This window comes from Serratia sp. TSA_105.2, from assembly GCF_052692115.1.
In genome coordinates this window covers 42826-66999 of record NZ_JBQZFT010000006.1, presented here as the reverse complement: position 1 = coordinate 66999, position 24174 = coordinate 42826, and the positions used below count along the sequence as shown (strand labels likewise).

Annotated in this window: 20 protein-coding genes; 17 read left to right on the top strand and 3 right to left on the bottom strand. The window is 58.2% G+C overall.

Going from position 1 to position 24174, the window contains the following annotated elements:
- Positions 1-39 precede the first annotated feature (39 nt).
- Both ACUTSC_RS17945 and ACUTSC_RS17940 read left to right on the top strand, forming a co-directional pair.
- Entirely contained in the window at positions 40-1326 is a 1287-nt protein-coding gene (locus tag ACUTSC_RS17945; RefSeq protein WP_197768295.1) for a C4-dicarboxylate transporter DctA, read from the top strand.
- A 260-nt stretch (positions 1327-1586) separates the two neighbouring features.
- Positions 1587-3089, top strand: coding sequence for an insulinase family protein (locus ACUTSC_RS17940; protein WP_197768294.1), 1503 nt, complete (start codon positions 1587-1589; stop codon positions 3087-3089).
- A 29-nt stretch (positions 3090-3118) separates the two neighbouring features.
- Here the strand turns inward: ACUTSC_RS17940 and ppiC are convergent, their stop codons facing one another.
- Positions 3119-3400: a peptidylprolyl isomerase PpiC gene (gene ppiC, locus ACUTSC_RS17935; protein WP_197768293.1), complete on the bottom strand. Its 282-nt coding sequence runs from the start codon at positions 3398-3400 to the stop codon at positions 3119-3121.
- 109 nt (positions 3401-3509) lie between these two features.
- On the opposite strand from ppiC, the gene rep reads away from it, so the two are divergent.
- Entirely contained in the window at positions 3510-5534 is a 2025-nt protein-coding gene (gene rep / locus ACUTSC_RS17930) for a DNA helicase Rep (RefSeq protein WP_197768292.1), read from the top strand.
- A gap of 176 nt (positions 5535-5710) precedes the next feature.
- Here the strand turns inward: rep and ppx are convergent, their stop codons facing one another.
- Positions 5711-7207, bottom strand: a complete 1497-nt coding sequence (gene ppx / locus ACUTSC_RS17925) for an exopolyphosphatase (protein ID WP_197768291.1) — start codon at positions 7205-7207, stop codon at positions 5711-5713.
- A 5-nt stretch (positions 7208-7212) separates the two neighbouring features.
- Entirely contained in the window at positions 7213-8499 is a 1287-nt protein-coding gene (gene rhlB, locus ACUTSC_RS17920) for an ATP-dependent RNA helicase RhlB (RefSeq protein ID WP_197768290.1), read from the bottom strand.
- 131 nt (positions 8500-8630) lie between these two features.
- Between rhlB and trxA the strand changes: the two genes are divergently transcribed.
- The 14 genes from trxA (at position 8631) to wecG (ending at position 23827) form a co-directional block, all read left to right on the top strand.
- Positions 8631-8957 (top strand): thioredoxin TrxA, encoded by a 327-nt coding sequence (trxA, locus tag ACUTSC_RS17915; RefSeq protein ID WP_004934187.1) that lies wholly within the window; start codon positions 8631-8633, stop codon positions 8955-8957.
- A gap of 400 nt (positions 8958-9357) precedes the next feature.
- Positions 9358-10617 carry a transcription termination factor Rho gene (rho, locus tag ACUTSC_RS17910; RefSeq protein WP_004934188.1) on the top strand — a complete coding sequence of 420 codons (1260 nt, stop codon included), beginning with the start codon at positions 9358-9360 and terminating at the stop codon, positions 10615-10617.
- Between the two features lie 290 nt (positions 10618-10907).
- Positions 10908-12005 (top strand): UDP-N-acetylglucosamine--undecaprenyl-phosphate N-acetylglucosaminephosphotransferase, encoded by a 1098-nt coding sequence (gene wecA, locus ACUTSC_RS17905; protein ID WP_197768289.1) that lies wholly within the window; start codon positions 10908-10910, stop codon positions 12003-12005.
- 20 nt (positions 12006-12025) lie between these two features.
- On the top strand, positions 12026-13078 hold the full coding sequence (wzzE, locus tag ACUTSC_RS17900; RefSeq protein WP_197768288.1) for an ECA polysaccharide chain length modulation protein: 1053 nt from the start codon (positions 12026-12028) through the stop codon (positions 13076-13078).
- Between the two features lie 86 nt (positions 13079-13164).
- Positions 13165-14295 carry a non-hydrolyzing UDP-N-acetylglucosamine 2-epimerase gene (wecB, locus tag ACUTSC_RS17895; RefSeq protein ID WP_197768287.1) on the top strand — a complete coding sequence of 377 codons (1131 nt, stop codon included), beginning with the start codon at positions 13165-13167 and terminating at the stop codon, positions 14293-14295.
- Positions 14292-15554 carry a UDP-N-acetyl-D-mannosamine dehydrogenase gene (wecC, locus tag ACUTSC_RS17890; RefSeq protein ID WP_197768286.1) on the top strand — a complete coding sequence of 421 codons (1263 nt, stop codon included), beginning with the start codon at positions 14292-14294 and terminating at the stop codon, positions 15552-15554. The genes wecB and wecC overlap by 4 nt, the downstream gene beginning before the upstream one ends.
- Positions 15551-16618 carry a dTDP-glucose 4,6-dehydratase gene (gene rffG, locus ACUTSC_RS17885; protein ID WP_197768285.1) on the top strand — a complete coding sequence of 356 codons (1068 nt, stop codon included), beginning with the start codon at positions 15551-15553 and terminating at the stop codon, positions 16616-16618. The genes wecC and rffG overlap by 4 nt, the downstream gene beginning before the upstream one ends.
- A 48-nt stretch (positions 16619-16666) precedes the next feature.
- On the top strand, positions 16667-17548 hold the full coding sequence (gene rfbA / locus ACUTSC_RS17880; RefSeq protein ID WP_197768284.1) for a glucose-1-phosphate thymidylyltransferase RfbA: 882 nt from the start codon (positions 16667-16669) through the stop codon (positions 17546-17548).
- Positions 17526-18257, top strand: coding sequence for a dTDP-4-amino-4,6-dideoxy-D-galactose acyltransferase (rffC, locus tag ACUTSC_RS17875; protein WP_197768283.1), 732 nt, complete (start codon positions 17526-17528; stop codon positions 18255-18257). Before rfbA ends, rffC begins: the two co-directional genes overlap by 23 nt.
- Positions 18244-19374, top strand: a complete 1131-nt coding sequence (gene rffA / locus ACUTSC_RS17870) for a dTDP-4-amino-4,6-dideoxygalactose transaminase (RefSeq protein ID WP_197768282.1) — start codon at positions 18244-18246, stop codon at positions 19372-19374. The genes rffC and rffA overlap by 14 nt, the downstream gene beginning before the upstream one ends.
- 1 nt (position 19375) lies before the next feature.
- Positions 19376-20626, top strand: coding sequence for a lipid III flippase WzxE (gene wzxE / locus ACUTSC_RS17865; protein WP_197768281.1), 1251 nt, complete (start codon positions 19376-19378; stop codon positions 20624-20626).
- The gene (locus ACUTSC_RS17860; protein WP_197768280.1) at positions 20623-21708 is read left to right on the top strand and encodes a TDP-N-acetylfucosamine:lipid II N-acetylfucosaminyltransferase; all 1086 of its coding nucleotides are present in this window, start codon (positions 20623-20625) and stop codon (positions 21706-21708) included. Before wzxE ends, ACUTSC_RS17860 begins: the two co-directional genes overlap by 4 nt.
- Complete coding sequence (gene wzyE / locus ACUTSC_RS17855) at positions 21705-23072, top strand: ECA oligosaccharide polymerase (protein ID WP_197768279.1); 1368 nt, start codon at positions 21705-21707, stop codon at positions 23070-23072. The genes ACUTSC_RS17860 and wzyE overlap by 4 nt, the downstream gene beginning before the upstream one ends.
- A gap of 14 nt (positions 23073-23086) precedes the next feature.
- A complete protein-coding gene (wecG, locus tag ACUTSC_RS17850) occupies positions 23087-23827 on the top strand; it encodes a lipopolysaccharide N-acetylmannosaminouronosyltransferase (RefSeq protein WP_197768278.1) in 741 nt (246 codons plus the stop codon).
- Positions 23828-24174 lie beyond the last annotated feature (347 nt).

Genomic DNA, 24174 nt, shown 5'->3' with positions numbered 1-24174 from the left:
TGCTGCCTGGTGCGTGTCTTCCCCCCATAGGATGTTCATATGAAAACAACGATCTTTAAGAGCCTCTATTTTCAGGTGCTGACGGCGATCACGCTGGGTATCCTGCTTGGCCATTTCTACCCTGACCTCGGCGCCGAGATGAAACCTCTGGGCGATGGCTTCGTCAAACTGATCAAGATGATTATCGCCCCGGTGATCTTCTGCACCGTGGTGACCGGCATCGCCGGCATGGAAAGCATGAAGGCGGTGGGCCGCACCGGCGCCATCGCGCTGCTGTATTTTGAAATCGTCAGCACCATCGCGCTGATTATCGGCCTGGTGATCGTCAACCTGGTGCAACCGGGCGCCGGCATGAACGTCGATCCCGGCACACTGGACGCCAAGGCGGTAGCGGTCTACGCCGAGCAGGCGCAGCAGCAGGGCATCATCCCGTTCCTGCTGGACATCATCCCCGGCAGCGTGATCGGCGCGTTCGCCAGCGGCAACATTCTGCAGGTGCTGTTGTTCGCGGTGCTGTTCGGCTTCGCCCTGCATCGTCTGGGTGACAAGGGGCAGCTGATCTACAACGTGATCGACAGCTTCTCGCGGGTGATTTTCGGCATCATCAACATGATCATGCGCCTGGCGCCGCTCGGGGCCTTCGGTGCGATGGCGTTTACCATCGGTAAATACGGCGTCGGCACCCTGGTGCAACTCGGCCAGCTGATCGTGTGCTTCTACATTACCTGTATCCTGTTCGTGGTGGTGGTGTTGGGCAGCATCGCCCGCGCCAACGGCTTCAGCATCTTCAAATTCGTCAACTACATCAAAGAAGAGCTGTTGATCGTGCTGGGGACCTCGTCGTCCGAGTCCGCGCTGCCGCGCATGCTGGATAAAATGGAGAAATTGGGCTGCAAGAAATCGGTGGTGGGCCTGGTGATCCCGACCGGGTACTCCTTTAACCTGGACGGCACGTCAATCTACCTGACCATGGCCGCGGTGTTTATCGCTCAGGCGACCAATACCCACATGGATATCATGCATCAGGTTACTCTGCTGGTGGTGCTACTGCTTTCCTCCAAAGGCGCGGCGGGCGTGACCGGCAGCGGCTTTATCGTGTTGGCCGCCACCATCTCCGCCGTCGGCCACCTGCCGTTGGCCGGGCTGGCGCTGATCCTCGGCATCGATCGCTTCATGTCGGAAGCCCGCGCGCTGACCAACCTGGTGGGTAACGGAGTGGCGACCGTGGTGGTCGCGAAATGGTGTAACCAGCTGGATGAGAAACAGCTGAAAGATACGCTGAACAACAAAAACGCCGGCGCGGACAAAACGCAGCCTTCCGCCTGATATTGGCGGCGAATCACCGGCCGCAGCCGCGGCCGGTGAGGTACAACCCCTGCCTCGTAACGATTTCTTGCATTAAAAAACCCGCTATCTATTATTTTTCACTCTAATGAGTGACATCCGCAAAGGCGCGCGGTCTAACACGATGGTACACTTTCTGCTTTACGCCCCACTGTGAAACTCAGGGCGTATTTTTATGATTCCATTGAATGGAATACACGCATTTGCATAAGAAATTGGATAGTCATTAAGTAGGGGTTCACATGCAGGGCACCAGAATTCATCTTATAGTTGGTGGGCTGCTATTGGCTGCCGCCAGTAGCAGCGTGCAGGCTGAAGCACTACAACCCGATCCTGCCTGGCAGCAGGGGGCGCTGGCCAACGGGTTTTCATGGCAGATTCTCGATACGCCGCAGCGGCCAAGCGATCGCGTGGAACTGCGGCTGATCGTCAATACCGGCTCTCTGGTGGAGTCTTCGCAGCAGACCGGCTTCGCCCATCTGCTGCCGCGGCTGGCGTTGGCGCGCAGCGAAAGCTTTACCGCGCCGCAGCTGCGCGCCCTGTGGCAACAGAGCGTAGATAACGAGCGGCCGCTGCCGCCGGCGATCGTCTCGTATGATTTCACCATGTATAACCTCAGCCTGCCGAACAACCGGCCCGACCTGCTGAAAGAAGCGCTGGCCTGGCTGGCGGACACCACCGGCAAACTGGCGATCGACGAGCATACGGTACACGCGGTGATGAATTCCACCATCAATCCGGTCGGCACTTTCCCGCCCAATACCCAAGACGTCTGGTGGCGTTACCGCCTGAAAGGCTCGACGCTGCTGGCGCACGATCCTGCGCAGCCGGCGAAACGGCCGGTTAACCTCGAGCAGCTGAAGAAATTCTATCAACAGTGGTATACCCCGGACGCCATGACGCTGTTCGTGGTCGGTAAGATTGACAGCCGCAGCCTGGGCGAGCAGATCAACAAGGCGTTCTCGCCGCTGCAAGGCAAACGTGAAACTCCGGCCCCGATGCCGACGCTGACACCGTTGCCGCAGCAGCCGGTGAGCCTGATCAGCGAGCAGGTGAAACAGGATACGCTGTCGATCATGTGGGATTCGCCGTGGCACCCGATTCGCGATTCGCAGAGCCTGCTCCGTTACTGGCGTGGCGATCTCGCCCGCGAGGCGCTGTTCTGGCATCTTCAGCAGACGCTGGAAAAAAGCGACCAGAAGAGCCTGCATCTGGGCTTTGACTGTCGCGTGCAGTACCAGCGCGGGCAGTGCGCCATCCATCTGGATACGCCGAACAACAACCTGAACGGCAGCCTGGGCTTTATCGCCCGCGAGCTGGCCAACGTGCGTGACAACGGCCTGTCCAAAGAGGAATTCGATGCGTTGCTGGCGCAGAAAAACGATCAGTTAAGCAAGCTGTTCGCCACTTACGCCCGCACCGATACCGACGTGCTGATGAGCCAGCGCCTGCGCTCGCAGCAGAGCGGGGTGGTGGATATCGCACCGGAGCTGTATCAGAAGCTGCGCCAGGAGTTCCTGTCCAGCCTGACGCTGGAGACGCTGAATCAGGCGCTGAAGCTGCAGCTTTCTCAGGAGGCGACGCTGGTGCTGATGCAACCGAAAGGCGAACCGGAAATGAGCATGAAGCAGCTGCAGGAAACCTATGACGGCATCATGATGCCGGCGCCGGCGGTGGTGACGGAAGAAGCCAAACCGGCCGACACCGCGGTGGCAGCGCCGGCGACGGACGCCGGCGCGCAGTAATTTTCAGCAGGCAGGGGGCTCAGGCCCCCTCAGTTGCGGTACAGCACCTTGATGATGTGGTAACCGAACTGGGTTTTGACCGGGCCGTAAGGTTTGAGCAGCGGGATGCTGAACACTGCTTTATCGAACGCCGACACCATCGCGCCTTTGTTGAATTCGCCCAGCGAGCCGCCGTTGCGTTTTGACGGGCAGCTCGAGTATTTGCGCGCCAGCGTGTCGAAGCTGACGCCGCGCTTCAGCTTGGCCAGCAGCTCGTTGGCCAGCTTTTCATTGTCTACCAGAATGTGCAGGGCGCACGCCGTTTTTGCCATGGTATTGCCTTTGTTGATGCGAAAATTGCGCTGATTATACCCGCTAAATCTCATCGGCGCTTTCTGCTACAATTCCCTTCCACGTTTTACAGCCGAGCAAGCCAGCACCATGCGATTAAACCCCAGCCAACAACAAGCCGTCGAATTCGTTACCGGGCCCTGCCTGGTGTTGGCCGGTGCCGGTTCCGGCAAGACGCGCGTTATCACCAACAAGATAGCCCACCTGATCCACCATTGCGGCTATCAGGCGCGGCACATCGCCGCCGTAACCTTTACCAACAAGGCCGCGCGCGAGATGAAAGAGCGCGTGTCGCAAACCCTGGGGCGCAAAGAGGCACGCGGGCTGATGATTTCCACCTTCCATACCCTGGGGCTGGAGATCATCAAGCGGGAATACGTGGCGTTGGGGATGAAGTCTAACTTCTCGCTGTTCGACGATCAGGATCAGCTGGCGCTGTTGAAAGAGCTGACCGAACAGTGGCTGGAAAGTGACAAAACGCTGGTAGCGCAGCTGATTTCGACCATCTCCAACTGGAAAAACGACCTGATCGATCCTCAGCGAGCGGCGGAGCTGGCGCGCTCGGAACGCGACAAGCTGTTCGCTCACTGCTACGGCCTGTACCACGCCCATATGCGGGCGTGCAACGTGCTGGACTTCGACGACCTGATCCTGTTGCCGACGCTGTTGCTGCAACGCAACGAAGAGGTGCGCGAACGCTGGCAGCAGCGTATCCGCTACCTGCTGGTGGATGAGTACCAGGATACCAACACCAGCCAGTACGAGCTGGTGAAGCTGCTGGTGGGCAACCGCGCGCGCTTTACCGTGGTGGGTGACGACGACCAGTCGATCTACTCCTGGCGCGGCGCGCGGCCGCAGAACCTGGTGCTGTTGAAGGAAGATTTCCCGGCGCTGCAGGTGATCAAGCTGGAGCAAAACTACCGTTCAAGCGAGCGCATTCTGAAGGCGGCCAACATTCTGATCGCCAATAACCCGCACGTGTTTGAAAAGCGGCTGTTTTCCGAGTTGGGATATGGCGAAGAGCTGAAGGTGGTGACCGCCAACAACGAGGATCACGAAGCCGAGCGGGTGGTGGGGGAGTTGATCGCCCACCACTTCGTGAAAAAGACCAACTACGGCGACTATGCGATCCTGTACCGCGGCAACCACCAGTCGCGGGTGTTTGAAAAGATGCTGATGCAGAACCGCATTCCGTACAAGATTTCCGGCGGCACGTCGTTCTTCTCGCGCCCCGAGATCAAGGATTTGCTGGCCTACCTGCGCGTGCTGACCAACCCGGAGGATGACAGCGCCTTCCTGCGCATCGTCAATACCCCCAAGCGCGAGATCGGCCCGGCGACGCTGCAGAAGCTCGGCGAATGGGCCAACCAGCGCAACAAGAGTTTATTCCACGCCAGTTTCGATCTGGGGCTGAGCCAGCATTTGACCGGACGCGGGCTGGAATCGTTGCAGCGTTTCACCCACTGGCTGGGCGGCATCGCCCAGCAGGCGGAGCGTGAGCCGGTGGCGGCGGTGCGCGATCTGATCCGCGGCGTGGATTATGAGAGCTGGCTGTTTGAAACCTCGACCAGCCCGAAGGCCGCCGAAATGCGGATGAAGAACGTCAACACGCTGTTCGGCTGGATGACGGAGATGCTGGAAGGCAACGATCTGGACGAGCCGATGACGCTGACCCAGGTGGTGACGCGCTTCACCCTGCGCGATATGATGGAGCGTGGCGAAAGCGAAGAAGAGCTGGATCAGGTACAGCTGATGACGCTGCATGCCTCCAAGGGGCTGGAGTTCCCCTATGTGTTCCTGGTGGGCATGGAAGAGGGGCTGCTGCCGCATCAGAGCAGCATCGATGAAGACAATGTCGACGAAGAACGGCGTCTGGCCTATGTGGGGATCACCCGCGCGCAAAAAGAGCTGATTTTCACCCTGTGCCGCGAGCGCCGTCAGTATGGCGAGCTGGTGCGGCCGGAGCCGAGCCGCTTCCTGCTGGAGCTGCCGCAGGACGATTTGGCGTGGGAAACCGAGCGCAAAGTGGTGAGCCCGCAGGAGCGGATGCAGAAGGGGCAGAGCCATCTGGCCAATATCCGCGCCCAGTTGGCCAAGGCTAAAGGCGGGAATTAAAAAGACAGGGCTAGATTACTGACACAGGAGGAAAAAGCGTGGTTTTTCCTCCTGTGTGGTTATCAGCCGAAAATCAATGAATTGATTTTCCTTATTTTTATATGTTGTCTTCTGTAAACCTGGCAATGCCATCAGGTTTGCCATTAACCTCAGGCGCTCATCGCGCCCTGGTCATTTTAACGTTGTTCTTCCAACCGCAACGTCCAGTGGACGTAGCTCTGCCAGTGGCTTTCCTGCTCCAGCGCCTCGGCGCGCAGCGGATGCTGTTCCAGCCAACCCGGCGGCAAGATCACCGTCAGTTCATCGTCCTGATTGGCGCGTAAACGCACCGCCGGCAGCGTGTCGTCGCGGCGGCGGCTGGCGAAGATGATCGCCAGGCGCAAAATGCGGCACAGACGCTGCGCGGTACGCGGCGGCAGGGCGTTTTGCTGGTTTAACAGCGACAGGTCGAGAGGGTTGCTCTGGTTTTGCAGCAGGGTGGCCAGCAGTTTTTTCTGCGCCGGGGTAAAGCCGGGTAAGTCCAGGTGGCGGATCAGGTAGGCGGCGTGTTGCGGCGCCTGCTTGAAATCGACGCTGAGGCCGAGTTCGTGGATCAGGCTGGCGCTGTGCAACAGCTCGCGACATCGTGCGTCCAGCTGCCACTCGTTGGCGACCTGCTGCGAGAAGTTGGCGGCGAGCTGGCTGACGCGCTCGGCTTGCTCGGTGTCGATCAGGTAACGGCGCTGCAGGTTGCGGATGGTGCGGATGCGAATATCCTGCTCCACCGGCAGATGCAGCATGCCGTAAACCAAGCCTTCACGCAGCGCCCCGCCGGCCAGCATCATGCTCTCGATGCCCAGCTCCTGGAAGATGGCCAACAGAATGGACAGGCCACTCGGGAAGACCAGCGCGCGCTCCAGCGTCAACCCTTCGATCTCCAACTCTTCCAGCTTACCGCACTGAATGGCGCGCTGTTTCAGCTGGCGCAGCTTGGGCAGGGTGATGCGTTCATCCATGCCTTGCGCCACCATGATCTCCTGCAGCGCCTGCACGGTGCCGGAAGCGCCGACGCAGATCTGCCAACCTTGCTGGCGCAACTGCGGTGCGATCGGCCGCACCATTTCGCGCGCGGCCTGTTCGGCGCGCTCGAAGTTTTCTTGCCCAAGGTTGCGATCGCTGAAGTAGCACTCCAGCCAGGTGACGCAGCCCATCGACAGACTATACAGCTGCGATGCCTGTGCGCCGGTGCCGGTGACCAGTTCGGTGCTGCCGCCGCCGATGTCGACGACCAGCCGCTGCTCCGGCCCGCCGGTGGTGTGCGCGACGCCGTGATAAATCAGCCGCGCCTCTTCTTCGCCGCTGATCACCTGCACCGGGCAGCCGAGGATTTGCTCGGCGACCTGCAGGAACTCATCGGCGTTGGATGCCAGGCGCAGCGTGGCGGTAGCGACGACGCGGATCTGCTCGCGCGGGATGTCCTGCAGGCGTTCGGAGAACAGCCGCAGGCACTGCCAGCCGCGCTGCATGGCCTCATGCGACAGGTGATTGTTCTGATCCAGCCCGGCCGCGAGGCGCACCTTCCGCTTGATCCGCGCCAGAGTCTGAATGCTGCCGGCCACCTCGCGCACCACCAACATGTGGAAGCTGTTGGAGCCGAGATCGATAGCAGCATAAAGCGTGCTGGAGCTGAGCATGGCAATCAGCTCGGGCGTTTACGGTTGTTGCGCGGCGCGCCGCCGCGACGAGGCGCGGAGTTGCGACGTGGGCCGTTACCGCCGCGCGGGCGCGACAGGCGCTTCGGCGCCGGCAAATCGGTCAGCAGCGCATCGCTGTTGTACTTGCTCACCGGAATGCTGTGGTCGATATAGGTCTCGATCGCCGGCAGGTTGAGCGCGTACTCTTCACATGCCAGGCTGATGGAGTGGCCGCTGGCGCCTGCACGGCCGGTACGGCCGATGCGGTGCACGTAATCTTCGCAATCGTCAGGCAGATCGTAGTTGAAGACGTGGGTGACAGCAGGAATGTGCAGACCGCGCGCGGCGACGTCGGTGGCGACCAGAATATCGAGGTTGCCTTTGGTGAAGTCTTCGAGAATACGCAGGCGTTTTTTCTGCGCCACGTCACCGGTCAGCAGGCCGACGCGGTGACCGTCGGCGGCCAGATGGCCCCAGATGTCTTCGCAGCGGTGCTTGGTGTTGGCGAAGATGATGGCGCGATCCGGCCACTCTTCTTCGATCAGCGTCTGCAGCAGACGCATTTTTTCTTCGTTGGACGGGTAGAACAGCTCTTCTTTAATGCGGTGGCCGGTTTTCTGTTCCGGTTCCACTTCAACATATTCGGCGTTGTTCATCTGCTCGAAGGCCAGTTCGCGTACGCGATAGGACAGGGTGGCGGAGAACAGCATGTTCAGGCGTTGATCGGCCGCAGGCATGCGACGGAACAGCCAACGGATGTCTTTGATAAAGCCGAGATCGTACATGCGATCGGCTTCATCCAGCACGACAACCTGCATCGCGGCGAGATCGACATAGTTCTGTTTGGTGTAATCGATTAAACGGCCGGTGGTGCCAATCAGAATGTCCACGCCGCTTTCCAGCACTTTCAGCTGTTTGTCATAGCCGTCGCCGCCGTAGGCCAGGCCCAGTTTCAGGCCGGTGCTCTGGGAGAGCGCTTCTGCATCGGAGTGGATTTGCACCGCCAGTTCACGCGTAGGCGCCATGATCAAGGCGCGCGGCTGATTGGTCTGGCGATCCTGTTTCGCCGGGTGAGTCAGCAAATAGTGAAAAGTAGACGCCAAAAACGCCAGCGTCTTTCCGGTACCGGTTTGCGCCTGACCTGCAACGTCACGCCCGGAGAGCGTGAGCGGCAATGCTAACGCCTGGATGGGCGTGCAATTGTGAAACCCTTTTTTCTCAAGGGCTTCAAGGACTAACGGGTGCAGGGCGAAGTCGGAAAACTTCTGTTCGGTCAAGTGTGTTTTGCTCATAGTGTGGTAGAATATCAGCTAACTATTGCTTTACGAAAGCACATCCGTTGAAATAAACGCGGTGCAATAAAATCACCTTGAGTTGGTTAATGCTACACCAACAAGGTAGACATAATCCTGTGGAGTAGAACATGAGCGATAAAATTATTCACCTGACTGACAGCAGCTTCGAAGCTGACGTGCTGAAAGCGGAAGGGCCGATCCTGGTCGATTTCTGGGCTGAATGGTGTGGGCCGTGCAAGATGATTGCTCCGATTCTGGATGAGATTGCCGAAGAGTTCGAAGGCAAACTGACCATCACCAAGCTGAATATCGATCAGAACCCGGCTACCGCGCCTAAGTACGGTATCCGTGGCATCCCTACGCTGTTGCTGTTCAAGAACGGTGAAGTGGCCGCGACCAAGGTTGGCGCGTTGTCCAAAGGTCAGCTCAAAGATTTCCTGAACGCGAATCTGTAATCGGGCGGGAAGCCCCGTATCAGGCGCCTGGCGGTGATGTTCAATTCACCGCTAGACGCCTGCCAAGAAGCGTGTTAAGTTTAACCACACTGCATATAGAACTTGCCCGAAGTTTTAAATCTAAAGAGTTTGAATCTAAAGCTATACTCTGTGTCGAACCACTGGCGTTGAAAGTAAACTGAACTCAGCCCGTGTTTTGGCAATCAAACGGTTTTGCAAAAATCATTTTTAAGGTACCTTCGATCTTCAACCGTCAATGCGTGCGCCCGATGTAAGCCATTTCTTACCGCGACGGCTCTGCGCCCGGTGATCGAACGTCCAGTAAACAGGCACGCATTTCGCTGCCATACCATTCACGATACAAGTTCGAGACATACCCCGAGTTTAAGAACCCACCACTATGAATCTTACCGAATTAAAGAATACGCCGGTTTCTGAGCTGATTACTCTCGGCGAAAATATGGGGCTGGAAAACCTTGCCCGCATGCGCAAGCAGGACATTATCTTCTCCATTCTGAAGCAACATGCGAAAAGCGGAGAAGATATCTTCGGCGACGGCGTGCTCGAGATATTGCAGGATGGATTCGGTTTCCTCCGCTCTGGAGACAGTTCCTACCTCGCCGGTCCCGACGACATCTATGTATCCCCTAGCCAAATCCGCCGCTTCAACCTCCGCACAGGTGACACCATTTCCGGTAAGATTCGTCCGCCAAAAGAAGGCGAGCGCTATTTTGCCCTGTTGAAAGTCAACGAAGTCAACTACGACAAGCCGGAAAACGCCCGCAGCAAGATCCTGTTCGAGAACTTGACGCCGTTGCACGCCAATTCCCGTCTGCGGATGGAGCGCGGCAACGGCTCGACCGAAGACCTGACGGCGCGCGTACTGGACCTGGCGGCACCGATTGGCCGCGGCCAGCGCGGTCTGATCGTGGCACCGCCGAAAGCCGGTAAAACCATGCTGCTGCAGAACATTGCGCAGAGCATCGCTTACAACCACCCAGACTGCGTGCTGATGGTGCTGCTGATCGACGAACGTCCGGAAGAAGTGACCGAGATGCAGCGCCTGGTGAAAGGCGAAGTGATCGCATCGACCTTCGACGAACCGGCTTCGCGCCACGTGCAAGTGGCCGAAATGGTAATCGAGAAGGCCAAGCGCCTGGTTGAGCACAAGAAAGACGTGATCATTCTGCTTGACTCCATCACCCGTCTGGCGCGTGCCTACAACACCGTGGTACCGGCTTCCGGCAAGGTGCTGACCGGTGGTGTGGACGCCAACGCCCTGCATCGTCCGAAGCGTTTCTTCGGTGCGGCACGTAACGTGGAAGAGGGCGGCAGCCTGACCATCATCGCGACCGCGCTGGTTGATACCGGTTCGAAGATGGACGAAGTGATCTACGAAGAATTTAAAGGTACCGGCAACATGGAATTGCACCTGGCGCGTAAAATCGCCGAGAAACGCGTATTCCCTGCGATCGATTACAACCGCTCCGGTACCCGTAAAGAAGAGCTGCTTACCACCTCCGAAGAGCTGCAAAAAATGTGGATCTTGCGCAAAATCATTCATCCGATGGGTGAGATTGACGCGATGGAGTTCCTCATTAATAAGTTGGCGATGACTAAAACCAACGATGAATTCTTCGATATGATGAAACGCTCATAATTCGTTAAAAAATTCGCTGAACGCCACGCCTAGTCGTGGCGTTTTTTGCTTTTGGCGGATACGATAAGTAGCGGTAATGGAAAAGTAAGTTGTTTCTACGACTTATTGAGAATTCTTCTTGTTTTCGATATCTGGGTGTGCGACATGTTACAGCCGGAATTGGCCGCGGTGCTGGGGCGAATGAGAATGAATTCCCGCATCATAAGAAATGACTGAAAGGCAACGGGATCTCATGGCATAGCCTGTCGCCCATGTTAAGCTGCCTTATCTTCTTACGAGATCTGTTAATTGTGAACCTACTCACTATGAGTACTGAAATTCTATTTGTTTTCCTATTCTCCTTAGCTTTCCTCTTTGTTGCCCGTAAGGTAGCGAAACGCATTGGGTTGGTCGATAAGCCGAACTATCGTAAACGTCACCAAGGATTAATTCCGTTGGTTGGCGGTATTGCGGTCTATGCCGGTCTATGTTTCGCTTTCTTTATATCGGAACAAAAGATTGCACACAGTGAACTTTACCTCACCTGCGCGGGCATTTTAGTGTTCATCGGTGCCTTGGATGACCGTTTTGATATCAGCGTTAAGATCAGGGCGTTAGTTCAGGCATTGGTAGGCATTGCCATGATGGTGTGCGCCGGTTTGTATCTGCGCAGCTTTGGCCATGTACTGGGTAACTGGGAAGTCTTACTGGGTCCCTTTGGCTATTTGGTGACGCTGTTTGCGGTATGGGCGGCTATCAATGCTTTCAATATGGTTGACGGCATTGATGGCTTGCTGGGTGGGTTGTCGTGTGTCTCCTTCGGTGCGCTAGGCCTGCTGCTGTACCTGAGCGGCCATAACGAGCTGGCGTTCTGGTGCTTTGCTATGATCGCTGCCATCGTTCCCTATATTTTGCTCAACCTCGGTATCCTCGGCCGCCGCTATAAAGTGTTCATGGGCGATGCCGGTAGCACCCTGATCGGCTTTACCGCCATTTGGTTGCTGCTGCAAAGTTCGCAGGGAGCCACTCGCTCGATCAATCCGGTGACTGCGCTGTGGATCATCGCGATTCCGCTGATGGATATGATAGCGATCATGTATCGTCGTTTGCGCAAAGGAATGAGTCCCTTCTCTCCCGATCGTCAACATATTCACCATCTGATCATGCGCGCCGGTTTTACGCCAAGGCAGGCTTTTGTGCTCATCACTCTGGCTGCCGTGTTGTTAGCTGCGGTTGGTGTGATCGGCGAGCGCCTGACTTTTATCCCTGAGTGGATTATGTTGGCATTATTCTTGCTTGCTTTCTTCCTGTACGGTTACTGCATCAAGCGCGCCTGGCGGGTTGCGCGGTACATTAAGCGTATCAAGCGTCGCCTGCGGCGTTCGAGCGATAACAAGCAAGTATCTTAACCAGAGGCTTTTTGGCTGTGATGAATCCAGAAACAACGTCTGACAAGCATACCCCGGCGGTGGATAACGAACTCGATATCCGCGGCCTGTGCTGCACCCTGTGGCGCGGCAAACCGTGGATTATCGGCATTGCGGTGCTGTTCGCGGCGGTCGCGTTGATCGTCTCTTATCTGGTTAAGCAAGAGTGGAGCGCGACCGCCATCACCGACAAACCCACGGTGAATGCGTTGGGCGGTTACTACTCCCAACAGCAGTTCCTGCGTAATCTGGACGTGCGCACGCTGCCGGCGACGGCCGGCGATCAGCCGAGCATCGCGGATGAAGCTTACAATGAGTTCATCATGCAACTGGCGGCTTACGATACGCGTCGCGATTTCTGGCTGCAGAGCGATTACTACAAGCAACGTCAGGAAGGGGATGCTCGCGCCGATGCGACGCTGCTCGACGAGCTGATCAACAACATCCTGTTTACGCCCCGCGACGACAAGAAAGTGCCGAACGACGGCGTGAAGCTGACGGCGGAAACCGCTGCGGACGCCAACCGCCTGCTGCGTCAATACGTGGCTTTCGCCAGCCACCGCGCTGCCCTGCACCTGAATGAAGAGATTCAGGGGGCGTGGGCCGCTCGCACCACCTCGATGAAAGCGCAGGTCAAGCGCCAGGAAGCGGTGGCGGAGTCGGTTTACAAGCGCGAGCTGAACACCACGCAGCAGGCGCTGAAAATCGCCGAAAGCCAGGGGATCAGCCGCGCGCAAACCGACACTCCGGCCGAGCAACTGCCGGATTCGGATCTGTTCCTGCTGGGCCGGCCAATGCTGCAGGCGCGTCTGGAAGGCCTGCAGGCCTCCGGCCCGACCTATGACCTGGATTACGATCAGAACCGTGCGATGCTGGCGACGCTGAACGTTGGCCCGACGTTGGATGAGAAGTTCCAGACCTATCGTTATTTGCGCACGCCGGAGGAGCCGGTAAAACGCGACAGCCCGCGCCGGGTATTCTGGCTGATTTTGTGGGGCGCGATGGGCGCTTTGGTCGGCGCGGGTGTTGCCTTGGCGCGTCGGCCGCGTAGTTAAAAAATAATATAATAATCTGATGCGGGGCGCGTGAGCGCCCCATTCGCAGGCGGGGCCTGCGATTAACCGACCAAAAGAGATTCGCTGTGAAAGTGTTGACTGTTTTCGGCACCAGACCTGAAGCCATTAAAATGGCACCGCTGGTACATGCACTGGCCCAGGATGAGGCTTTTGACGCAAGAGTCTGCGTAACGGCACAGCATCGTGAGATGTTGGATCAGGTATTGCGGTTGTTTGAGATCACGCCGGATTACGACCTGAACATCATGAAACCCGGCCAGGGGTTAACGGAAATCACCTGTCGTATCCTGGAAGGGCTGAAAGGGGTGCTGGAAGAGTTCAAACCGGACGTGGTGCTGGTGCACGGCGATACCACCACCACGCTGGCGACCAGCCTGGCGGCGTTCTATCAACGGATTCCCGTTGGGCATGTCGAGGCCGGGCTGCGCACCGGCAATCTGTATTCTCCGTGGCCGGAAGAGGCCAACCGCAAACTGACCGGCCATCTGGCGATGTACCATTTCGCGCCAACCGAGAACTCGCGCCAAAATCTGTTGCGCGAGCTGCTGCCGGACAACCGTATTTTCGTGACCGGCAATACGGTGATCGATGCGCTGTTCTGGGTGCGTGACCGTGTGATGAGCGATGCCGCGCTGCGAGCTGACTTGGCGCAGCGTTACCCGTTCCTCGATGCCGACAAGAAACTGATTCTGGTCACCGGCCATCGCCGCGAAAGCTTTGGCGGCGGCTTTGAGCGAATTTGCAGCGCGCTGGCGGAAATCGCCCGCAATCACCCGGAAGTGCAGGTGGTGTATCCGGTGCATCTCAATCCGAACGTCAGTGAGCCAGTGAATCGCATTTTGAAAGGCATCGACAACGTCATGCTGATCGAGCCGCAGGATTATCTGCCGTTTGTCTATTTGATGACCCAGGCTTACATGATCCTGACCGATTCCGGCGGCATTCAGGAAGAGGCGCCATCGTTAGGCAAACCGGTGCTGGTGATGCGCGAAACCACTGAACGCCCGGAAGCAATAGATGCGGGCACGGTGCGTCTGGTCGGCACCGATGTGGCCAAAATTGTTGAAGCGGTGACCCGGCTGTTGACGGACGAAAGCGAATATCACGCGATGAGTCGGGCGCACAACCCATACGGTGACGGACATGCCTGTCAGCGTATCCTCGAAGCTTTAAAGAATCATCAGGTGACACTATGAGTTTTGACACTATTTCGGTTATCGGCCTGGGTTATATCGGCTTGCCAACGGCGGCGGCGTTCGCTTCCCGCAAGAAAAAAGTGGTGGGTGTAGATGTTAACCAACATGCGGTAGATACCATTAACCGCGGTGCGATCCACATCGTCGAGCCGGATCTGGACAAAGTGGTCAAGGACGCCGTCGACGGCGGTTTCCTGCAAGCGGTAACCAAACCGCTGGCGGCCGATGCGTTCCTGATCGCGGTGCCTACGCCGTTCAAGGGCGATCACGAGCCGGATCTTGCTTATGTCGAAGCGGCGGCGAAATCGCTGGCGCCGGTGCTGAAAAAAGGCGATCTGGTGATCCTGGAGTCCACCTCGCCGGTAGGTGCCACCGAACAGATGGCGGAATGGCTGGCACAGGCGCGCAGCGATCTCAGCTTCCCGCAGCAAGCGGGCGAAGCGGCGGACGTGAATATCGCCTACTGCCCGGAGCGCGTGTTGCCGGGGCAGGTGATGGTGGAGCTGATTCAAAACGACCGTGTGATCGGCGGCATGACGCCAAAGTGCTCGGAACGAGCCAGCGCGCTGTACAAGATTTTCCTCGAGGGCGAATGCGTGATCACCAACTCGCGCACTGCCGAGATGTGCAAGCTGACGGAAAACAGCTTCCGCGACGTGAATATCGCCTTTGCCAACGAATTGTCGTTGATCTGCGCCGAACAGGGGATCAACGTCTGGGAACTGATCCGCCTGGCGAACCGTCATCCGCGGGTGAATATTCTGCAGCCGGGGCCGGGCGTAGGCGGTCACTGCATCGCCGTTGATCCGTGGTTTATCGTGGCGCAAAACCCGCAGCAGGCGCGCTTAATTCACACCGCACGCCTGGTGAACGACGGTAAACCGCTGTGGGTGGTCGACCGGGTGAAAGCGGCGGTAGCCGATTGCCTGGCCGCCACCGACAAGCGTGCGTCCGAGGTGAAAATTGCCTGCTTCGGCCTGGCCTTCAAGCCGAATATCGACGATCTGCGTGAAAGCCCGGCGGTAGAAGTGGCGCACCTGATCGCCGAATGGCACGTCGGTGAGACGCTGGCGGTGGAACCGAACGTTGAACAGCTGCCGAAGTCGCTGGCGGGCCATGTGACGCTGACGCCAATCGCTGAGGCGTTGCAGCAGGCCGATGTGATCGTGATGTTGGTCGATCACCAGCAGTTCAAGGCCATCCGGCCGGAAGAAATCAAACAAACCTGGGTGGTCGATACCAAGGGAGTCTGGCGTTGAAACGTATCTTGGTGACCGGTGGTGCCGGCTTTATCGGTTCTGCGGTCGTGCGACACATCATCGAAGCCACCGATGACAGCGTGGTGGTGGTGGATAAGCTGACCTATGCCGGCAACCTTGAATCGCTGGCGGTGGTGGCCGAGAGCGAGCGCTATGCTTTCGAACAGGTCGACATCTGCGATCGCGCCGAGCTGGATCGGGTATTTGCCCAGTATCAGCCGGACGTGGTGATGCACCTGGCGGCGGAAAGCCATGTCGATCGCTCTATCGATGGCCCGGCGGCGTTTATCGAGACCAATGTGGTCGGCACTTATACCCTGTTGGAAGCGGCGCGCCACTACTGGCAGCCGCTGGCGACGGAGAAGAAGCAGGCTTTCCGTTTCCATCATATCTCCACCGACGAAGTATACGGCGACCTGCACGGCACCGACGATCTGTTCACCGAAACCACGCCGTATGCGCCGAGCAGTCCCTATTCCGCCTCCAAGGCGTCGAGCGATCACCTGGTTCGCGCCTGGTTGCGCACCTACGGTTTGCCGACCCTCGTGACCAACTGTTCGAACAACTACGGCCCTTATCACTTCCCGGAGAAGTTGATTCCGTTGGTGATTCTGAATGCGGTAGCCGGCAAACCGTTGCCGGTATACGGCAACGGCGCGCAGGTGCGCGACTGGCTGTATGTCGAGGATCACGCGCGCGCGCTCTATCAGGTCGTGACCGAAGGCGTGGTAGGCGAAACCTACAATATCGGTGGCCATAACGAGCGCAAGAATATTGAAGTGGTGCAGACCATTTGTGATCTGCTGGAAGAACTGGCGCCGAACAAGCCGCAGGGCGTGGCGAACTACCGCGATCTGATCACTTACGTGAAGGATCGCCCTGGCCACGATATGCGTTACGCCATCGACGCCGGCAAAATCGATCGTGAGTTGGGTTGGCGGCCGCAGGAAACGTTCGAAAGCGGCCTTCGCAAAACCGTGGTTTGGTACCTGAACAACGAAACCTGGTGGCGCCGGGTGCAAGACGGTTCTTATGCCGGCGAGCGTTTGGGGCTGTCAGATTAATCTAACGCCGCGCCGCTTTGCGGCGGCGCGGCGGGTTTTGGAGTACGTATGAAAGGTATTATTCTGGCTGGCGGTTCCGGTACGCGTCTGCATCCGATTACTCGTGGTGTGTCCAAGCAACTGCTGCCGATCTACGACAAGCCGATGATCTATTACCCGTTGTCGGTGCTGATGCTGGCGGGGATCAACGACATTCTGATTATCTCCACGCCGGAAGATTTGCCTTCATTCAAGCGTTTGTTAGGCTGCGGAGAAGCATTCGGCATCACTCTCAGCTATGCCGAACAGCCAAGTCCCGATGGCCTGGCTCAGGCATTTTTGATCGGTGAAGAATTTTTGGCCGGTGAGCCGAGCTGTCTGGTATTGGGTGACAATATTTACTTTGGTCAGGGGTTCAGTCCCAAGCTGAAAAGCGTTGCGGCTCGTTCCACCGGCGCGACCGTGTTTGGCTATCAGGTGATGGATCCCGAACGCTTTGGCGTGGTGGAGTTTGACGACCACTTCCGCGCGCTGTCGATCGAAGAAAAACCGGTTAAACCGAAGTCTAACTGGGCGGTGACCGGCCTGTACTTCTACGATAGCCAGGTGGTGGAGTTTGCCAAACAGGTGAAGCCTTCGGAGCGCGGCGAGCTGGAAATCACCAGCATTAACCAGATGTATCTGGAACGCGGAGAGCTGAACGTCGAGCTGCTGGGGCGTGGTTTCGCCTGGTTGGATACCGGCACGCACGACAGCTTGCTGGAAGCCAGCAGCTTCGTGCAGACGGTCGAGAAACGCCAGGGCTTTAAAATCGCCTGTCTTGAGGAGATCGCCTGGCGCAATGGCTGGCTGGATGACGAGGGCGTGAAACGCGCGGCTCAGACGCTGGCCAAAACCGGTTACGGCAAATACTTACTGGATTTATTGCATGCGCGTCCACGCCAGTATTGAACCGCTGCAGTGGGAGAGCGACTTCTTCCACTTGGAAAGCGCCAAGTTACATTTCGATAACTCGGCGGCGTCTGTAGCTGAAGCTGATTTGAACGCTTATGCATTGGTGCAGGCCAAAATCCCCGCTTGCCGCCTGGAGTGGGCCGATGCGCTGTCGGCGCTGGGATTCCGGCTGGTCGAAGGGGAAGTGGACGTGGCACTGAACGTTGCGCCTGAAAGCACGACGGCCGATGGCGCTTCGGCGGCTGCGGTGCGTCTGGCCGTTCCCGAGGATATCCCGTCATTGCGCGCTGCCGCCGGTGAGGTGTTCGCCGCCAGCCGGTTTCGTGCACCGTGGTACGATCGCGCCGATAGTGGGCGATTCTATGCGGCCTGGATCGAAAAGGCCGTTCTGGGCACTTTTGATCATCAGTGCCTGTTGGCGCTGGGCGAACAGGGGCAACCCGAAGGCTTTGTCAGCCTGCGTGACATTGGCGGTCAGGAAACGCGCATCGGCCTGCTGGCGGCTTTCCCTGGCGCATCCGGCCGGGGCGTGGGCGCCAGGCTGATGGCCGCGGCGATCGCCGAATGTCGGCAGCAGGGGATGCAGCGCCTGCGGGTTGCGACACAGGTAGGCAATATCAGCGCATTACGACTCTATCAACGACAGGGTGCCGTGATTGAAAGCACCGCGTATTGGTTATACAGAGGTAGACATGATTCCATTTAACGCTCCACCGGTTGTTGGCACTGAACTGGAATATATGCAGGCTGCCATGGGCAGCGGCAAATTGTGCGGCGATGGCGGTTTCACCCGTCGCTGCCAGCAGTGGATGGAACAGCGTTTCGGCAGCGCGAAAGTGTTGTTGACGCCTTCCTGCACCGCGTCGTTGGAAATGGCCGCCATCCTGCTGGATATCCAGCCGGGTGACGAAGTGATCATGCCGAGCTTTACCTTCGTTTCAACCGCCAACGCCTTTGTGCTGCGCGGCGCCAAAGTGGTGTTCGTCGACCTGCGTCCAGACACCATGAACATCGACGAAACCAAAATTGAAGCGGCAATCACCGATAAAACCCGCGCGATTGTGCCAGTGCACTATGCCGGCGTTGCCTGCGAGATGGATACCATCATGGCGCTGGCGAAGAAATATAACCTGTTCGTGGTGGAAGACGCCGCGCAGGGCGTGATGTCGACCTACAAAGGCAAGGCATTGGGCACCATTGGCCATATCGGCTGCTTCAGTTTCCATGAAACCAAAAACTACACCGCCGGCGGCGAAGGCGGCGCGACGCTGGTGAACGATCCGGCCCTGATCGACCGGGCGGAAGTCATCCGCGAAAAAGGCACCAACCGCAGCCAGTTCTTCCGTGGCCAGGTCGATAAATATACCTGGCGCGACATCGGTTCCAGCTATCTGATGTCTGACCTGCAGGCCGCCTACCTGTGGGGCCAGCTGGAAGTGGCGGAACGCATCAACCAGCGCCGTTTGGCACTGTGGCAGAAGTACTACGACAGCTTCCTGACGTTAGCGCAGTCAGGGCGCATCGAGTTGTCGATCGTCCCGGCGGACTGCGAGCACAATGCGCACATGTTCTATATCAAGCTGCGTGATATTGAAGAGCGCACGGCCTTTATCGACTACCTGAAGGAAGCCGAAATCATGGCGGTGTTCCACTATATCCCACTGCACGCGTGCCCGGCCGGTGAACAGTTCGGTCGCTTTGCCGGTGAAGATCGTTACACCACACAGGAAAGCGCGCGCCTGGTGCGTTTGCCGCTGTTCTACAATATGTCTGATGTCAATCAGCGTACGGTAATCAATACCATTCTGAGCTTCTTCGCCTGATATGTCGTTGGCAAAAGCATCGATATGGACCGCCGGCTCCACGCTGATCAAAATCGGCGTGGGGCTGTTGGTAGTGAAACTGCTGGCGGTGGCGTTTGGCCCCAGCGGGGTGGGGCAGGCGGGTAACTTCCGCCAGTTGATTACCGTGCTGGGCGTGCTGTCCGGCGCGGGCATTTTTAACGGCATCACCAAATACGTGGCGGAGTACCACCAGGATCCGCAGCGTCTGCGTCTGGCGGTGGGCACCGCGTCGAGCATCGTGCTGGTTTTTTCGACCTTGCTGGCGCTGGTGTTTCTGTTCGCTGCCGAACCGATCAGCATTGGGCTGTTCGGGCATGCCGATTACGTCGATGTAGTGCGCGCCGTCGCCTTCATTCAGATGGGCATCGCCTACGCCAACCTGTTCATGGCGGTGCTGAAAGGCTATCGCGACGCGATGGGCAATGCGCTGGCGGTGATCGGCGGCAGCCTGATTGGCGTGGTGGCTTATTACCTGTGCTTCAAGCTGGGGGGCTATGAAGGCGCGCTGGCGGGGCTGGCGCTGGTGCCCGCGTTGGTGGTGTTGCCTGCCGGGCTGATGCTGTGGCGGCGCAAAACGCTGCCGCTGCGCTATCTGGCGCCGCGTTGGGACAAACTCGTGGCCGGCAACCTCGGCAAATTCACCCTCATGGCGTTGATCACCTCGGTGACGCTGCCGGTGGCCTACGTGATGATGCGTAACCTGTTGGCCGCCCATTACGGCTGGGATGAGGTGGGGATTTGGCAGGGCGTCAGCAGCATTTCCGATGCCTATCTGCAGTTCATCACCGCCTCGTTTACCGTCTATCTGCTGCCGACGCTGTCGCGGCTGACGGACAAGGGCGCTATCGCGCGCGAGATCGTGCGCTCGCTGAAATTCGTGCTGCCGGCGGTAGCGGTGGCGAGCTTTACGGTTTGGGTGCTGCGCGATTTCGCTATTTGGCTGCTGTTCTCGGACAAGTTTGTTGCCATGCGCGATCTGTTTGCCTGGCAGCTGGTGGGCGACGTGCTGAAAGTCGGGGCCTATGTGTTCGGCTACCTGGTGATCGCCAAAGCGTCGCTGCGCTTCTATATCCTGACGGAAGTCAGCCAGTTTCTGCTGCTGACGCTGTTCTCGCACTGGCTGATCCCGCTGCATGGCGCGCTGGGGGCGGCTCAGGCCTATATGGCAACCTACATCGTGTATTTCGCGCTCTGTAGCTGCGTGTTTCTTATTTATCGTAGACGAGTATGACCACACTGATTCACGTTCTGGGATCCGATATCCCGCATCATAACCAGACGGTGCTGCGCTTCTTCAACGACGTGCTGGCGCCGCGTCTGCCTGCTGAGCAAACGCGGCATTTTATGGTGGCGGCCAAGGATGTGGCGGCACTGGGGGATTTCCCCGCCCTGAACATTGAGCCCTACGCAGACAAGAAAAGCCTGGCGGCAGCGGTCATCGCCCGCGCCCAGGCCGATCGCGGCGCACGTTTTTTCCTGCACGGCCAGTTCAATCCGGGGCTGTGGCTGGCGCTGTTGAGCGGCAAAATCAAGGCGCGTCAGGTCAGTTGGCATATTTGGGGCGCCGATCTGTATGAGGACGCCACCAGCTGGAAATTCCGTCTGTTCTATCTGTTGCGCCGCATTGCGCAGGGGCGAGTAGGGAACGTGTTTGCCACTCGCGGCGACGTGATTCACTACCAGCAGCGCCATGCGCGGGTGCCGGCCTCACTGCTGTACTTCCCGACCCGCATGGATCCGGCGCTGACCGACGTTCACGTTGAGAAAAACCTGGCCGGGCCGATGACGATTCTGGTGGGTAACTCCGGCGATCGCAGCAATCGGCATATCGAAGCGCTGCGGGCGATTCATCAGCAGTTCGGCGCCGACGTGCGCGTGATCCTGCCGATGGGGTATCCCGCCAACAACGATGCCTACATCGAGCAGGTGCGCGCCGCCGGGTTGCCGCTGTTCGGCGAGAAAAACCTGCAGCTGCTCACGCAACAGGTGGCGTTCGAGGACTACCTCAATATTCTGCGCGCCTGCGATCTGGGCTATTTCATTTTCAATCGCCAGCAGGGGATTGGCACCCTGTGCCTGCTGATTCAGTTCGGCGTGCCTTTTGTGCTCAGCCGGCAAAACCCGTTCTGGCAGGATTTGGCGGAACAGCATCTGCCGGTGCTGTTCTACGGCGATTCGCTGGACGAGGCGGTGGTGCGCGAAGCGCAGCGTCAGCTGGCGGCGGTGGATAAACAGGCGATCGCCTTCTTCAATCCGAACTATGTCGACGGCTGGCAGCAAGCTCTGGCGTTGGCGGCGGGAGAAAGCTCATGACGTTGGCGCAATTCGGCGGCCTGTTTGTCGTCTATCTGGTCAGCCTGACGTTTATCCTGACGCTGACCTACCAGGAGTTTCGGCGCGTGCGCTTTAACTTCAACGTCTTCTTCTCGCTGCTGTATTTGCTGACGTTCTATTTCGGTTTTCCTTTGACCTGCCTGCTGGTGTTCCAGTTTGACGTCGAGGTGGTGCCGGTGGAGTTTCTGCTGTACGCCCTGCTGTCGGCGACGGCGTTTTACGCCATCTATTACGTCACCTACAAGACCCGGCTGCGCAAGCGCCGCACGGAGCCGCGCGCGGCGCTGTTTACCATGAACCGGGTAGAGACTCATATGACCTGGGTGCTGCTGGCATTGGTGGCGATCGGTACCGTTGGGATCTTCTTCATGCAGAACGGCTTCCTGCTGTTCAAGCTCAATTCCTACAGCCAGATTTTCTCCAGCGACGTGTCCGGCGTGGCGCTCAAGCGGTTCTTCTACTTCTTCATTCCGGCGATGCTGGTGGTCTATTTCCTGCGGCAGGATCTGCGCGCCTGGTTCTTGTTCCTGGTGGCGACGGTGGCGTTCGGTATTCTGACCTATGTGATCGTCGGCGGCACCCGCGCCAACATCATCATCGCCTTCGCGCTGTTCCTGTTTATCGGCATCGTGCGCGGCTGGATCACGCTGTGGATGCTGGCGGCGGCGGGCATATTCGGCGTGGTCGGCATGTTCTGGCTGGCGTTGAAGCGCTACAGCCTGGACGTCAGCGGCGCGGAAGCGTTCTATACCTTCCTCTACCTGACCCGCGATACCTTCTCGCCGTGGGAAAACCTGGCGCTGCTGCTGCAAAATTACGACAAGATCGATTTCCAGGGCCTGGCGCCGATCTTGCGTGATTTCTACGTCTTTATCCCAACCTGGCTATGGCCGGGCCGGCCGGACGTGGTGCTGAACTCGGCCAACTATTTCACCTGGGAAGTGCTGAACAACCACTCCGGGCTGGCGATTTCGCCGACGTTGATCGGTTCGCTGGTGGTGATGGGCGGTGCGCTGTTTATCCCGCTCGGTGCGATTCTGGTGGGCATGATCATCAAGTGGTTCGACTGGTTGTATGAGTTGGGCAAAACCGAGCCGAACCGTTATAAGGCGGCCATTCTGCAGGGGTTCTGCTTCGGCGCGGTGTTCAACATCATCGTTTTGGCGCGCGAAGGGGTGGATTCATTCGTGTCGCGCGTGGTGTTCTTCTGCATTATTTTCGGCACCTGTCTGGTGTTGGCGAAGTTGCTGTATTGGCTGTTCGATACCGCCGGGCTGATCAAGGCCAGAGTGACGCGCGCCCGCGCGCTGGCGTCTCCGCCTCGGGCCAACGGTCTTTTGTAAGGGTAATGAGAACGATGGAAGCAAAGATTTCGGTGCCGCAGTATGAGCTGCGCGGTTTCAGCCTGTGGGGCTTTCGCGATATGGCGCACTGTATGGACTTTTTGTTCGACGGCGGCCGGGTAAAACAGGGCACGCTGGTGGCTATGAACGCGGAAAAGATCCTGAAGGCGGAAGAGGATCAGGCGCTGCATGCGTTGCTGGATGAGGCGGAGTATAAGTACGCCGACGGCATCAGCATGGTGCGTTCGATTCGTCGCAAATACCCGGCGGCGGACGTTTCGCGCGTGGCGGGCGCCGATCTGTGGGAAGCCTTGATGCAACGCGCCGGCCGTGAAGGCACGCCGGTCTTCCTGGTCGGCGGCAAGCCCGAGGTCTTGGCGCAAACCGAGCAAAAGCTGCGCAGCCAGTGGAATGTCAACCTGGTGGGCAGCCAGGACGGTTATTTCAAACCGGATCAGCGAGAGGCGCTGTTCGAGCGTATACGCGCCAGCGGCGCCGCTATCGTGACGGTGGCGATGGGATCGCCGAAGCAGGAGATCCTGATGCGCGACTGCCGCAAAGTGCATCCGCAGGCGCTGTATATGGGCGTGGGCGGCACTTACGATGTGTTTACCGGCCATGTGAAGCGTGCGCCCAAGGTGTGGCAGAACCTCGGTCTGGAGTGGCTCTACCGCCTGCTCAGCCAGCCCAGCCGCATCGGCCGGCAGTTGAAGCTGTTGAAGTTTGTCGGCTACTACTACAGCGGCAAGATGTAACCCCTCATCCGGGGCAGAAAGTGCTGTTCCGCTCCGGTCTGCTGTACCAATAATCTGCTTTTGCACGTTTCTCCCGCATATCTATAACCCCCGGCCCTAAACGTCGCCGCATTTATTCCATAAAGTTTTAAATTGCGGTTTGCTTATAGCGGCGAAATGCGAAACGATACCGCCCGGAAATTATCCCTGGCCGCTGAAGCCTGATGCGACAGCGCTGAACGATGTCCTTCTCACGGTAACTTCGCTCCGACTACCCGTTGATGTCAACCCGATCGGCAGGGGATGATTTATTCTTTTAATAATGACAATAACGACCGGCAGCAGCCGGCAGGCAAACACAACCCGAG